This window comes from Pseudoxanthomonas sp. USHLN014, from assembly GCF_037153335.1.
GTDB classification, from domain to species: Bacteria; Pseudomonadota; Gammaproteobacteria; order Xanthomonadales; family Xanthomonadaceae; genus Pseudoxanthomonas_A; species Pseudoxanthomonas_A winnipegensis.
In genome coordinates, this window is the sequence record NZ_JBBCKO010000001.1 from 756,462 (window position 1) to 769,718 (window position 13,257).

A 13,257-nucleotide genomic window follows, 5' to 3' on the forward strand; every position below is an offset into this window, starting at 1 on the left:
CCGTATCCGCAATGGCTGAGAGTTTCTTCTTCTACGACCTGGAGACCTTCGGTCAGGACCCGCGCCGCACGCGCATCGCCCAGTTCGCCGCCCAGCGCACCGACGCGGCGCTGAACCCGATCGAGGACCCGGTCACCTTCTACGTGCAGCCGGCCGACGACCTGCTGCCCTCACCCATCGCCACGCTGATCACCGGCATCACCCCGCAGCAGGCGCTGGCCGACGGGGTGCGCGAGTGCGAGGCGATGGCGCGCATCTTCGAGGAGATGGCGCGGCCGGAGACCTGCACGCTGGGCTGGAACACGCTGCGCTTCGACGACGAGTTCGTGCGCCACGGGCTGTTCCGCAACTTCTTCGATCCCTACGAGCGCGAGTGGCGTGGCGGCAACTGCCGCTGGGACCTGCTGGACGTGGCGCGGCTGTTCCATGCGCTGCGCCCGGAGGGCGTGCAATGGCCTCAGCGCGAGGACGGCAAGGGCACCTCGTTCAAGCTCGAACACCTGGCCCTGGCCAACGACGTGCGCGTCGGCGAGGCGCACGAGGCCATGTCCGACGTACGCGCCACGCTCGGCATCGCCCGCGCCATGCGCCGCGCGCAGCCGCGCCTGTGGGACTACGCGCTGCAGCTGCGCAACAAGCGCTTCGCCGCCGGCCTGATGGATACCGTCGGGATGACGCCGCTGCTGCACGTCTCGCAGCGCTATCCGGCCCAGCGCCTGTGCGCCGCGCCGGTGCTGCCGGTGGCGCGCCATCCGCGCATCGACAGCCGCATCATCGTGCTCGACCTGGACGGCGATGCCCAGGCGCTGCTGGACCTGGATGCGCAGGACATCGCCGACCGGCTCTATACCCCGCGCGGCGACCTGCCCGAGGACGTGCGCCGCGTGCCGCTCAAGGAAGTGCACCTCAACCGCTGCCCGGCCCTGGTGCCCTGGCACTACCTGCGCGCGGACGACTTCGCGCGCCTGGGCATCGTCCCCGAGGCCGTGCAGGCCCAGGCCGACCTGCTGCGCGCGCATGCGCCCGCGGTGGCCGAGAAAGTGCGTCAGGTGTTCGCCAGCGAGCGCGCGCAGGAGACCCCGGACGCCGATGCCTCGCTGTACCACGGCTTCCTGGCCGAGGGCGAGCGGCGCAAGCTGGCCGAGGTGCGCGGCACCCCGCCGGCGCAGCTGGGCACGCGCGACTTCGGCTTCAAGGATGGGCGGCTGCAGGAGCTGCTGTTCCGCTATCGCGCACGCAACTGGTCCGACACGCTCGACGCCGCCGAACGCGCACGCTGGGACGACTACCGCCGCGCCCGCCTGGCGCCGGGCACCGTGCTGGCCGAGCAGAGCCTGCACGACTATCTCGCCCAGATCGCGCAGCTGCGCGCCGAGCCCACCACCGACGGCGCCAAGCAGGTGCTACTGGACCGCCTGGAGGTCTGGGGGCGTGAACTGCAGATCGGGCTGTAACCTCTGCACGCCGCCTTAGCCGCCCGGCCGCCACGCTGCCGGCCTGATCCGAGACCCGTTCGCTGCATGAGCCCCTATTTCTCCGACGCCAGCTTCAAGTTCCTCAAGGCGCTGGCACGCCACAACGACAAGACCTGGTTCGCCGCGCACAAGCAGCAGTACGAGGACCATGTCCGCCAGCCGTTCCTGCGCCTGCTGACCGACCTGCAGCCGGATCTGGCCGCGGTCAGCGACAAGTTCCGCTCCGACCCCAAGACGGTCGGCGGTTCGCTGTTCCGCATCTATCGCGACGCGCGCTTCTCCAACGACAAGTCGCCCTACAAGCTCTGGCAGGGCGCGCGGCTGTACCACGAGCGCCGCAAGCAGGTGCCCGCGCCCTCGTTCTATGTGCACCTGCAGCCGGGCGAGAGCTTCGTCGGCGCCGGCCTGTGGCATCCGGAGCCCGACACCTTGCGCAAGCTGCGGCAGTTCATCTTCGACAACCCGATGACCTGGAAGGCCGCCGCGCATGCGCCGGCCTTCCGCAAGCGCTTCGAGTTCGAGGCATCGGAGATGCTCAGCCGTGCGCCGCGCGGGTTCCCGGCCGAGTTCGAGTTCATCGAAGATCTCAAGCACAAGAACTTCGTGTTCTGGCGCTCGCTGGACGATGCGACGCTGACCGGGCCGCGGCTGCGCCAGACCCTGGCCGCGGATCTGGCCGCGCTGGGTCCGTTCATGGACTATCTGTGCGCGGCGCTGGACCTGGAGTTCTGAAAGTCCCGACGCGTTAGGAATCCTGCGCTAAGTAGCCCGAGGCATCGACGAAACGCTGGACGGCCGCGGCGTCGGCATAATCGAGCTCGATCATCTCGGCCAGCGCCTTGGCCTTGTCCGCGCTGCGGCGATAGTTCGCTTGGCAGATGGCATAGCCGACGTAATAGCCCAGGTCGCGGGTGCCGAAGCCGTTGTCGGTGTTGTTGTAGAGCCAGGCGCTGTAGTCGTTGCCGCCCATGTCCTTGCGGAAGGCCGTGCGAATCGCGGCGTCATGCGCAGGTCCGTAGGCGACGTAAGGCAGGTCCGGCAGGCGGCCGGTCACCTGTTCGGCCACGAAGTCCGCGACGCCCTCATAGACCACCTGGGCCAGCAGGCTGGCGCGTGCGCCGCGCTGCTGCGTGTGCACGGTCTCGTGGATCACCAGCAGGTCCAGGTTCTCCAGCGGCCGGCTGGCGAAGTAGCCGCGAAAGAAGCGCTGCAGGCGTTCGGGCATCTGCGACAGATCCACGCGCTCATCGCCGGTGGCCATCTCCACGCCGATCAGGACCTTGTCCTCCTGCGTGGTGCCGGCAGAGCGCAGCGCGCCGACCTCGAAGTAGATGCCGGCCGGCTTCAGCGCCGGATACAGCTGCGCGAAGCGCCGCAGGTGGTGCTGCACCTTGTCCATTGCCGCCCCGGCCAAGGCGGTGCGAGGCCGCACCGAGTCCCAATAGCGCGGATAGGCGCGGATCGCATCGACATAGGTCGCCGCGTCGTAGTCCTTGGCGAGCGCGAAGGCCGCCAGCCCCGGGCTGCCGCGATCCAGATAGGTCGTCTGCAGCACCTGGATCTGCTGCGCCCGGTCCGGAAGATCCTTGACCTGATCGTAGGCCTGCCAGAACAGTGCGACATCGCGGTCGACGACCTCGATCCGTTGACCACCCGGCACCGCCGCCGTCGCCGCACCGGTGCAGGCCAAGGCCAGCACCAGTCCCCACCCCATCTTCGACATGCAGATCCCCGGGTTCGCATGGAACCGGCCCATGGTTTCATCGGCCGCCCTCGATCACAAGCCTGACCTAAGGACCTTCGCGCAACGTGCCTTGACGGCCCTACCTGCCGCGCTCTGTATTCTTCAACTCACTCCAAGCGCCGGGTAACGCGATGCGAAAGTGGATGCTGGTTGTGCCCTCGCTGGCCTTGTTGCTGCTGGCCGGCTTCGTCGCGGCCGGGCCGTACATCGCCATCCACGGCATCCGCGACGCACTGGCCGAGCAGGACACCGGCAAGCTGGACCGCTACGTCGACTTTCCCACCCTGCGCCTCAATCTGCGCGGGCAGCTGCAGGACCGCATGGTCCGCGCCGCCGGCGTGGACGCGCAGTCCAGCTTTCTCGGCGCGCTGGCGCTCTCGCTGGCCGGCGGCGCGGCAGGCGTCGGCGTCGATGCCATGGTCACCCCGACCGGCATCGCCGCGCTCCTGCAGGGACGTTCGGTCTGGAAGCGCGCCCTCGACGACACCGTCAACGGCGATACCTACGGCCCGCCCGCGCCGGCCGAACCGCTCAAGGGTGCCGAGCACCACTACGCGTCGCTCTCGCGTTTCACCGCCACCACCCACACCGACAGCGGCGCCCCGATCACCTTCGTGTTCGAGCGCCAGGGCCTGGTGTGGAAGCTGACGGATATCAGGTTGCCGCTTTGAGGCGAGGAGTAAGCGAAGAGCAGTGAGGAGTGAGCAGAGCGAAAGCACCAACACGGCTTCTACTCCCTCCTCACTCCTCTCCACTCACTTCTCGTTCGCCACCCCATGCGGCACATGCCCCGCCGCGGTGTGCGGATGGGCGCTGTCGATGTTGTGTTGCGAGTCGTCGAAGAAGATGTCGGCGCCGAAGGCGGCCAGGAACGGGCCCTTGTGCCGGCCGCCCAGGAACAGCGCCTCGTCCAGGCGTACGCCCCACTCGCGCAGGGTGCGGATCACGCGCTCATGCGCCGGCGCGGAGCGTGCGGTGACCAGGGCCGTGCGGATCGGCGCGTGCTCGCCGGGCGGGAAGGCGGCCTGCAGCTGATGCAGCGCGGCGAGGAAGCCGCGGAATGGGCCGCCGGAGAGCAGTTCGCGCGCCTTCTCCTGCTCGTGGCGGCCGAAGGCTTCCACGCCCTGCTCGCGCGAGATGCGTTCGCTCTCGTCGCCGAAGATCACCGCATCGCCGTCGAAGGCGATGCGCAGCTGGTTGGACAGCCGTCCCGCCGGCAACTCGCCCGCCGCCGCGGCGGCCTCCTCGGCGCGTTCGCCCGGCGGCTTGGGCAGGATGGTGGCCGCGGCGATGCCGTGGCTGAGCGCGCTGCGCACCGAGTCGGGGTTGGCCGAGAGGAACAGATCGGTGCCGAACGGCTTGATGTAGGGCCAGGTCGGCTCGCCGGCGGTAAAGGTGGCCCGCACGATGTCCAGGCCATAGTGCTGGATCGAGTTGAAGATGCGCAGGCCCGTGTCGGCCGAGTTGCGCGACAGCAGGATCACCTCGACGCGCGGCGTATCGGCCGGCGCGCCCTGGTTGAGCGCCAGCAGCTTGCGCACCACGGTAAAGGCCACGCCCGGCCCGAGCACGTCGTCTTCGTGCGCCCGCTGGTAGGCGGCGTACGCGTCCAGCCCTTCGGCCTGCCACAGGGCGTGGCTCTCCTCCAGGTCGAACAGGGCGCGCGAGGTGACGGCGACGGTGAGCAGGCGGGGGCTGTTGTCGGGCATCTAGCAGGGATTCGGGATTCGGGATTCGGGATTCGGGATCAGGAGGATTTGGTTGGTAGCTGCGAATGGTCGAGTTGCCAACGGTCGCGGTGCTTTTGCGGGCTCTGGCCTCTGGGCCCTTGCCGCTGGCCCCCGCCTCAAACCAGAAACTGTTCGCTCAGGATCCGCTCTTCCAGGTTGTGCTCCGGGTCGAACAGCAGGGTCACGGTGTGCGTGCGCGATTCGTGGATGGTCACTTCGGTGACGTTGCGGAACTCGTGCGAATCGGCGGTGGCGCTGACCGGGCGCTTGTACGGGTCCAGCACCTGGATGCGCACCTCGGTGTCGGCCTTGAGGATGGCCCCGCGCCAGCGCCGCGGGCGGTAGGGCGCGATCGGGGTCAGGGCGATGGTGTGGCTGCCAAGCGGCAGGATCGGGCCGTGGGCGGAATAGTTGTAGGCCGTGCTGCCGGCCGGCGTGGCCACCAGCACGCCGTCGCCGGTCATCTCCTCGATGCGGGTCTGGCCGTTGAGATCCACGCGCAGCTGCGCGGCCTGGCGGGTCTGGCGCAGCAGCGAGACCTCGTTGTAGGCCAGCGAGGTCACCTCGATGCCCGATTCGGTCTGCGCGCGCATCTCCAGCGGGCGCAGCTTGGTCGGCTCGGCCGCGGCGATGCGCGCGGGCAGATCGTCGTCGCGGTGGTGGTTCATCAGGAAGCCGACCGTGCCCAGCTTCATGCCGAACACCGGCTTGCCGAGCAGGCCGTGGCGGTGGAGGGTCTGCAGCATGAAGCCGTCGCCGCCCAGGGGCACCAGGATGTCGGCCTGGTCGGGGGCATGCTGGCCGTAGCGCTGGCTCAGTTCGGCCAGGGCCTGCTGTGCGGCTTCGGTATGGCTGGCGAGGAAGGCAAGGCGCGGCGCGGTCATGCGGTGAAGGATACCCGGCGCCCGCCCGCGGCGCGTGTTGCGTCTTCAACCGACGCAAAAACAAGCGGGGCCAGGTGTCGCCACCCGGCCCCGCGTGCCTTTCTCAGACCACCTGGATCAGGTCAGCTGCGACAGGCGCTGCACCGCGACCGAGGCGGTCGGGTAGTCCAGCGTGCGCTGGGCGGCGATGTCGTCGAGCATGGAGCGGGTGAAGCGCAGCGTGGGATCGTCGCGCTGCATCCAGCGCCCGACCTTGGCCTCGGCGCTGTCGCCGGGCAGGGCCAGCACCTGCGCGGTCATCGCGCGCAGGTGGGCGGAGAGCTCGTCGCGCAGCACGCCACGGGCCACCGCATGCCAGCGGCCGTCGACCTGCAGCGCGTCGATCTGCGCGAACAGCCACGGCAGGTGCAGCGCGTCGCCCAGGCGGTAGTACACCTTGGACACCGCGACGGCCGAGAGCTTGTGCGCACGCGCCAGTTCGATGATGTCCGCCGAAGGCTCCAGGTACGGCAGGGCCGCCAGCTGGCCGGCCAGCGCATCGGGCACGCCCTTGGCCTTCCAGTCGGCCAGCGCGGCCTCGTAGGCCGGGCGCAGCGAATCGGGCAGCACGCCGTCGGCCGCGCGGATGTCGTTGAAGCCGGCGTGGTAGCGCTCCACCGCCGTGGCGATGGCCGGAATCGGCCCGCTGCGGGTCAGCAGCCAGCGGGTGAAGCTGCGCTGCAGCTTCCAGATCACCTGCAGGGCGTCGATCTGCACCGCCTCGGCCACCTTGCCGTCCAGGGCATCGATCTGCGCCCACAGCGCCCGCGCGTCCAGTGTCTCGCGGGTGATGGTGTAGGCCTTGGCGACCTCGCCGATGTCGCGGCCGGTGTCCTCCTGCATGCGCAGCAGGAAGGTGGCGCCCATGCGGTTGATGGTCGAGTTGGTCACCGCGGTGGCGATGATCTCGCGCTTGAGGCGGTGCTGCTCCATCTGCGCGGCGTACTTCTTCTGCAGCGGCTGCGGGAAGTAGCGCTGCAGCTCCTTGGACAGGTACGGATCCTCGGGGATGTCGGTGTGCAGCAGCTCGGCGAAGGCCACCAGCTTGGAATAGGACAGCAGCACCGATAGCTCCGGCCGGGTCAGGCCCAGCCCACGCGCCTTGCGGTCGGCGAACTCGGCGTCGCTGGGCAGGTATTCGATCTGCCGGTCCAGCAGGCCGCGCGCCTCCAGCACCTGTACGAAATGCTGCTTGGAGCCCAGGCGCGAGACGCTCATGCGCTCCATCAGGCTCAGCGCCTGGTTCTGGCGGTAGTTGTCGGTCAGCACCAGCTGGCCCACCTCGTCGGTCATGCTGGCCAGCAGGGCGTTGCGCGCCGCTTCGGTGAGCTTCTTCTGCCGCACCACGCCGTCGAGCAGGATCTTGATGTTGACCTCGTGGTCGGAGGTGTCCACGCCGGCGGAGTTGTCGATGAAGTCGGTGTTGAGCAGCACGCCGTTCTGCGCCGCCTCGATGCGGCCCAGCTGGGTCAGGCCCAGGTTGCCGCCCTCGCCCACCACCTTGCAGCGCAGCTGGCCGCCGTTGACGCGCAGCGCGTTGTTGGCGCGGTCGCCGACATCGGCATTGCTCTCCTGCGCGGACTTGACGTAGGTGCCGATGCCGCCGTTCCACAGCAGGTCCACCGGCGCCTTGAGGATGGCGCTGAGCAGTTCGGTCGGCGACAGCGCGGCGATGCCCGCGTCCAACCCCAGCGCCTGCTTGACCTGCGGGCTCAGCGGGATGGTCTTGAGCGTGCGCGGGAACACGCCGCCGCCGGCCGAGATCAGCTTGGTGTCGTAGTCGGCCCAGGACGAGCGCGGCAGCTTGAACATGCGCGCGCGCTCGGCGAAGGACCTGGCCGCATCGGGGTTGGGGTCCAGGAAGATGTGGCGGTGATCGAAGGCGGCCACCAGGCGGATGTGTTCGGACAGCAGCATGCCGTTGCCGAACACGTCGCCGGACATGTCGCCGATGCCGACCACGGTGAAGTCCTGGGTCTGGCAGTCGCGGCCCAGGGCGCGGAAGTGGCGCTTGACCGACTCCCACGCGCCCTTGGCGGTGATGCCCATGCCCTTGTGGTCGTAGCCCACCGAGCCGCCCGAGGCGAAGGCATCGCCCAGCCAGAAGCCGTGGTCGATGGCCAGGCCGTTGGCGATATCGGAGAAGGTGGCCGTGCCCTTGTCGGCGGCGACCACCAGGTACGGGTCGTCGGCGTCGTGGCGCACCACGTCCACCGGCGGCACGATCTTGCCGCCGACGATGTTGTCGGTGATGTCCAGCAGGCCCTGGATGAACATCTTGTAGCAGGCGATGCCCTCGGCCATGACCGCGTCGCGCTCGCCGCTGGCCGGCGACTGCTTGACGTAGAAGCCGCCCTTGGCGCCGACCGGCACGATCACCGTGTTCTTCACCATCTGCGCCTTGACCAGGCCCAGCACCTCGGTGCGGAAGTCGTCGCGGCGGTCGGACCAGCGCAGGCCGCCGCGCGCCACCGCGCCGAAGCGCAGGTGCACGCCTTCCACGCGCGGGCCGCAGACGAAGATCTCGCGGTACGGGCGCGGCTTGGGCAGGTCGGGCACCTTGGCCGAATCGAACTTGAAGCTGATCGTGTGCGCCGGTGCGCCGTCCTTGTCGAACTGGTAGTAGCTGGTGCGCAGCGTGGCCTCGATGGTGCCCATCAGGCTGCGCAGGATGCGGTCGTCGTCCAGGCTGGAGACGCCGTCGAGCAGCTTGAGCATGGCCGCATGCACGGCCTCGGTCTGCGCGTCGCGCGACTGGGTGGCCGCCTGTGCGAGGGCGTGCAGCGCCTTGTGCGTGTCCTCGTCGGCGGTGTCGGCCAGGGCCAGCAGCGCCTGCGCCGCTTCTTGCGCACGCTTGCTGTCGCGCGCCTTGGCCTTGCCGTCTAGCGTCGGGTCGAAGCGCACCTCGAACAGCCGCACCAGCAGCGCGGCCAGCAGCGGGTAGCGGCCCAGCGTGTCCTCGACCGAGGCCTGGGTGAAGGGCACGCCGGTCTGCAGCAGGTACTTGGTGTAGCCGCGCAGCACCGCGACCTGGCGCCAGCTCAGGCCGGCGCGCAGCACCAGACGGTTGAAGCGGTCGTTCTCGGCATCGCCGCGCCAGACGCGGGCGAAGGCCTCGTCGAAATCCTCCGCGCGCGCGGCCACGTCGATGTCGCCGCCGGCCGGCTCGACCTCGAACTCCTGGATGTAGGCCACACGCCCGTCCAGATCGAGGCGGAAGGGATGCTCGGAGATCACGCGCAGGCCCATGTTCTCCATCAGCGGCAGCGCGTCGGACAGCGGGATGTCGATGCCCAGGTGATAGAGATTCAGGCGCAGCGCGCCCTCGCCGGCACGGTGTCGCGGCGAGCGGTACAGGCTCAGGCGCAGATCGTCGGCGTCCTTGAGCTGGGCCAGGCGCTCGACGTCGTCGGCGGCCAGTTCGGTGGAGACGTTCTCGATGTAGTACTGCGGCAGCGCCCGGCCGAAGCTGGACGCCAGCGCCAGCCCGCGCGCCTCGCCGTGGCGCTGGATCAGCGTCTCGCGCAGGTCGTCCTGCCAGTTGCGCAGCAGATGCGACAGGCGCGACTCCAGCTCGGCCGCATCGACGCTGACTTCCTCGCCCGGGCGCGGGCGCACGGTCAGGTGCAGCTGCGCCAGCGGCGATTCGCCCAGCTGCACGGTGGTGTCGACCGCGTCGCCGTGCAGGGCCTCCTTCATCAGCGTCTCGATGCGCAGGCGCAACTGGGTGTTGAAGCGGTCGCGCGGCACGTACACCAGCGCCGACCAGAAACGCCCGTAGCGATCGCGGCGCAGGAACAGCTTGCTGCGCACGCGCTCCTGCAGGCCCAGGATGCCCATCGCGGTGCGCGCCAGCTCGTCCTGGCGCGACTGGAACAGTTCCTCGCGCGGCAGCGTCTCCAGGATATGGCGCAGCGCCTTGCCGCTATGGCTGTTGGGCGACAGGCCGGACTGGCGCATGACGTGCTCGTGGCGCTCGCGCACCAGCGGGATCTCCCACGGGCGGCGGTTGTAGGCGCTGGAGGTGAACAGGCCCAGGAAGCGCTGCTCGCCGGTGATGCGGCCGTTGGCGTCGAAGGACAGCACGCCGATGTAGTCCATGTAACCCTTGCGATGCACCGTGGCGCGCGCATTGGTCTTGGTCAGGATCATCGCCTCGGCTTCGCCGGCCTCGTTGAGCAGGTTGGCGGCCAGCGAGCGCACCGCGCGCGGCTTGCCCGAGGCATGGCCCCGCATCAGGCCCAGGCTGGTGTCCTCCTGCGGCACCAGCACTTCCTCGCCGCCCTGCTTCTGCACGCGGTACTCGCGATAGCCGAAGAAGGTGAAGTGGTCGTTGGCGGCCCACTGCAGGAATTCCTGCGTCTCGCGGCGCATGCCATCGGAGACCGGCATGCGGCGCGTGGCCAGGTCCTCGGCCACGGCCAGCATCTTCTCGCGCATCGCGCTCCAGTCGCCGACGATCTGACGCACCTCGGCCAGCACGCGGCGGATCTCGGCCTCGATGCGCGGCATCGCCTCGGCCGGCTGGCGGTCGATCTCCAGCATCATCAGCGACTCGGCCTTGCCCTCGCCCACCGCCGTGGCCTTGCCCGACTTGTCGCGCTCGAAGCGCACCACCGGATGGCCCAGCACATGCACGCCCACGCCCATGCCGGCCAGGGCCATGCTCACCGAATCGACCAGGAAAGGCATGTCGTCGTTGACGATCTGCAGCACCGAGTGCGAGGACTCCCAGCCATTGGCCTTGGCGCTGGCGTTGAACACGCGCACGTTCGCGGTGCCGGGCTTGCGCACGCGCGCGAACTCCAGCATGTCCACCGCCATCGCGGCCCAGCCCTGCGCGCTGTGGTGCGGGAACTCGTCCTGCTCCATGCGCCGGTAGAAGGCATCGGCGAAGACCTTGGCCTGCTCGCGCTTGGCGCTGGGCACCAGCGTCTTCAAGGCGTCGTGGATGGGCTGCAGCGAGAACGCGGCGGCGGATGCGCCGGCCTTAGTAGCGCGCGTCTTGGGCGGGGTTGCGGAAACTGGCTTGGCCGACGGCGCGATGGCCTTGGCGGGCTTGCTGCTGGACTTGCCTGAGGGCGGGGCCGAGGCGGCCTTGGAGGTCGAAGCGGATTTATTGCGGAGCCTGCTGCCGGTGGTGCTCATACAGTCGCTTACATCGAGGAAGTTAATCGCGCATTGTAGGCCTGCTCTCTTAAACCTTCGTGTTGCGCGGCATCATGATCAATCGACTTGAGCGCATGCCGATTGCTCACACTTCCAGCGCGTTTGCAAGCCTTGGAAGCCGTGCGTCAGGCGCTGACGCGTTTGCTCGACGCGCGGATAAACGGTCATTGCATGTCGATCCCGTCACCGCCTCATCACTTGATCTTCACAAGCGCGGATAAACCGCGTCGCGACCGCATTTTCGGGGTATTCAAATTCTGAACTGGACGGTATAGTCCAGCCCCCATGAGCCTGTCTGACGCCACTCCGACCGCAGCCGAGCGACGCCAGCGGGTCTTTACTGCCATGCGCGCCCTGATGGCCGAGCAAGGTTTTCGCGTGAGCATGGATGCGCTCGCCCAGCGCGCTGGCTGCTCCAAGCAGACGCTGTATTCGCAGTTCGGCAGCAAGCACGCGCTGTTGCGGGATCTGATGCACGAGCAGTTGCAGCTGACCACCGCGCGGCTGGGAAGTTTCGAGGATGGCGTGCGTGCGCCGCTGCTGGCCTTCGCCGAGGAATATCTCGAGCGGCTGGCCGAGCCCGACGTGGTCGCGGCCTGTCGGTTGTTCAGCGCCGAGTCGCCGCAGTTCCCCGACGAAGCCCGCGGCATCTGGCGCGATGGCGGCGAGCGCCTGCATCAGCATCTGGCCCAGTGGCTGTCCCAGGCCATGCAGGCCGGCCTGCTGAGGCATGACGATCCGCACGCGTCGGCCGAACTGCTGTTCGGCATGCTGCTCGGTCTGGACCTGGAGCGCGTGCGCTTCGCCGAGCCGCAGCGATTGCCCGCCGCGCGCCGCGCCTGGGCGAGCCGGTCGGTCGACGCCTTCCTGCGCGCCTTCGCGCCCGACGCACATGCCGCCCGCCGCCGCTGCTAGCGCTGCCCACTTCCTGCCACCTCACCACCCTTCAGTTTTTCCGGAGCCCTCTCCCATGACCGCCCCAACCCGCCCGCTCCTGCTCAGCCTCGCTCTCATGCTGGCCCTGGCCGCCTGCAAGAAGGAGGAGCAGCAGGCTCCGCCGCCGCCGGAAGTGGGCGTGATCGACGTGCAGCCGACCAGCGTGCCGCTGACCCGCGCGCTCAGCGGTCGCCTGGCGCCGGTGCGAAGCGCCGACGTGCGTGCCCGCGTGCCCGGCGTGCTGCTCAAGCGCGTCTACGAGGAAGGCACCGACGTGAAGGAAGGCCAGGTGCTGTTCAAGATCGACCCGGCGCCGCTGCAGGCCGACCTCAGCTCGGCCCAGGGCCAGCAGGCCTCGGCCCAGGCCACCTACACCAACGCGCACATCGCCGCCGAGCGTGCCCGCAAGCTGGCCCCGCAGCAGTACGTGTCCCAGTCCGACCTGGACGACGCCGAGGCCGCCGAGCGCAGCGCCGCGGCCGCCCTGCAGCAGGCCAAGGCCGCGGTGACCAACGCCCAGATCAACCTGGGCTATGCCAACGTCACCGCGCCGATCTCCGGCCGCGCCGGCAAGCAGCAGGTCACCGAGGGCGCGCTGGTCGGCGCCGAGGGCGTGACCCTGCTGACCACCGTGGACCAGATCGATCCGCTCTACGTCAACTTCACCATGAGTTCCTCCGAGCTGCAGTCGCTGCGCCAGGCCCAGGGCCAGGGCAGCGTCAGCCTGACCGACACCAAGGACACCAAGGTCAAGATCAAGCTTCCCAACGGCCAGGTCTACAACCAGGTCGGCACGCTGGGCTTCTCCGACGTGGTGGTCGACCAGGCCACCGGCACGGTCTCGCTGCGCGCCACCGTGCCCAACCCCGACAAGGCGCTGCTGCCCGGCAGCTTCGTCACCGTCGAGGCCGACCTGGGCACGCGCAGCGGCGTGTACCTGGTGCCGCAGGAGGCCATCCAGCGCGACACCAACGGCGCCTACGCCCTGGTCGTCGGTGCCGACGGCAAGGTCGTGCGCAAGGACGTGCAGATGGAAACCACCTCGGTGGACCACAAGTGGGTCGTCACCGGCGGCCTGAAGACCGGCGACCGCGTGATCGGCGTCGGCCTGCAGAAGGCCAAGGAAGGCGGCCAGGTCAAGGCCGTGCCCTACGCGCAGGCCCTGGCGGCGAGCCAGCAGCAGGCCGGCGGCAAGCCCCAGCAGCCCGCCGCCGCGGGCGCCGACGCCAAGCAGGGCGACACCCAGCAGCCTGCGCAAGACCAGGCCAAGTAAGGATTCA

9 protein-coding genes are annotated in these 13,257 nt (G+C 69.2%); 5 read left to right on the plus strand and 4 right to left on the minus strand.

Annotated features, from left to right (window positions below; translation table 11 throughout):
* The first annotated feature begins 11 nt into the window (after positions 1–11).
* Together sbcB and WFQ05_RS03470 are read left to right on the plus strand one after the other, a co-directional pair.
* Positions 12–1,454: an exodeoxyribonuclease I gene (gene sbcB, locus WFQ05_RS03465; protein ID WP_337052643.1), complete on the plus strand. Its 1,443-nt coding sequence runs from the start codon at positions 12–14 to the stop codon at positions 1,452–1,454.
* 66 nt (positions 1,455–1,520) lie between these two features.
* Entirely contained in the window at positions 1,521–2,207 is a 687-nt protein-coding gene (locus WFQ05_RS03470; protein WP_337052644.1) for a DUF2461 domain-containing protein, read from the plus strand.
* A gap of 13 nt (positions 2,208–2,220) precedes the next feature.
* On the opposite strand, the gene WFQ05_RS03475 is transcribed toward WFQ05_RS03470, so the two are convergent.
* Positions 2,221–3,198, minus strand: a complete 978-nt coding sequence (locus tag WFQ05_RS03475) for a DUF2268 domain-containing putative Zn-dependent protease (protein WP_337052646.1) — start codon at positions 3,196–3,198, stop codon at positions 2,221–2,223.
* Positions 3,199–3,350: 152 nt separating this feature from the next.
* Between WFQ05_RS03475 and WFQ05_RS03480 the strand changes: the two genes are divergently transcribed.
* Positions 3,351–3,890, plus strand: a complete 540-nt coding sequence (locus WFQ05_RS03480) for a DUF2939 domain-containing protein (RefSeq protein WP_337052647.1) — start codon at positions 3,351–3,353, stop codon at positions 3,888–3,890.
* 84 nt (positions 3,891–3,974) lie between these two features.
* On the opposite strand, the gene WFQ05_RS03485 is transcribed toward WFQ05_RS03480, so the two are convergent.
* The 3 genes from WFQ05_RS03485 to WFQ05_RS03495 all read right to left on the minus strand — a co-directional run bounded on the left by WFQ05_RS03485 (position 3,975) and on the right by WFQ05_RS03495 (position 11,020).
* Positions 3,975–4,928 carry a 5'-nucleotidase gene (locus WFQ05_RS03485; RefSeq protein WP_130522667.1) on the minus strand — a complete coding sequence of 318 codons (954 nt, stop codon included), beginning with the start codon at positions 4,926–4,928 and terminating at the stop codon, positions 3,975–3,977.
* A gap of 137 nt (positions 4,929–5,065) precedes the next feature.
* Positions 5,066–5,833: an NAD kinase gene (locus tag WFQ05_RS03490; protein WP_130518151.1), complete on the minus strand. Its 768-nt coding sequence runs from the start codon at positions 5,831–5,833 to the stop codon at positions 5,066–5,068.
* A gap of 117 nt (positions 5,834–5,950) precedes the next feature.
* Positions 5,951–11,020, minus strand: a complete 5,070-nt coding sequence (locus WFQ05_RS03495) for an NAD-glutamate dehydrogenase domain-containing protein (RefSeq protein WP_337052648.1) — start codon at positions 11,018–11,020, stop codon at positions 5,951–5,953.
* Between the two features lie 306 nt (positions 11,021–11,326).
* Here WFQ05_RS03495 and WFQ05_RS03500 point away from each other — a divergent pair, with 306 nt between their 5' ends.
* Together WFQ05_RS03500 and WFQ05_RS03505 are read left to right on the plus strand one after the other, a co-directional pair.
* Positions 11,327–11,956: a TetR/AcrR family transcriptional regulator gene (locus tag WFQ05_RS03500; protein WP_337052649.1), complete on the plus strand. Its 630-nt coding sequence runs from the start codon at positions 11,327–11,329 to the stop codon at positions 11,954–11,956.
* Between the two features lie 55 nt (positions 11,957–12,011).
* Entirely contained in the window at positions 12,012–13,250 is a 1,239-nt protein-coding gene (locus WFQ05_RS03505; protein WP_337052650.1) for an efflux RND transporter periplasmic adaptor subunit, read from the plus strand.
* Positions 13,251–13,257: the final 7 nt, after the last annotated feature.

Excerpts from the sequence above, each read along its gene's own strand:
- WFQ05_RS03470 (WP_337052644.1), top strand. The coding sequence starts at position 1,521 with ATGAGCCCCTATTTCTCCGACGCCAGCTTCAAGTTCCTCAAGGCGCTG.
- WFQ05_RS03500 (WP_337052649.1), top strand. The coding sequence starts at position 11,327 with ATGAGCCTGTCTGACGCCACTCCGACCGCAGCCGAGCGACGCCAGCGG.
- sbcB (WP_337052643.1), top strand. The coding sequence starts at position 12 with ATGGCTGAGAGTTTCTTCTTCTACGACCTGGAGACCTTCGGTCAGGAC.
- WFQ05_RS03490 (WP_130518151.1), bottom strand. The coding sequence starts at position 5,833 with ATGACCGCGCCGCGCCTTGCCTTCCTCGCCAGCCATACCGAAGCCGCA.
- WFQ05_RS03475 (WP_337052646.1), bottom strand. The coding sequence starts at position 3,198 with ATGTCGAAGATGGGGTGGGGACTGGTGCTGGCCTTGGCCTGCACCGGT.
- WFQ05_RS03480 (WP_337052647.1), top strand. The coding sequence starts at position 3,351 with ATGCGAAAGTGGATGCTGGTTGTGCCCTCGCTGGCCTTGTTGCTGCTG.
- WFQ05_RS03485 (WP_130522667.1), bottom strand. The coding sequence starts at position 4,928 with ATGCCCGACAACAGCCCCCGCCTGCTCACCGTCGCCGTCACCTCGCGC.
- WFQ05_RS03505 (WP_337052650.1), top strand. The coding sequence starts at position 12,012 with ATGACCGCCCCAACCCGCCCGCTCCTGCTCAGCCTCGCTCTCATGCTG.
- WFQ05_RS03495 (WP_337052648.1), bottom strand. The coding sequence starts at position 11,020 with ATGAGCACCACCGGCAGCAGGCTCCGCAATAAATCCGCTTCGACCTCC.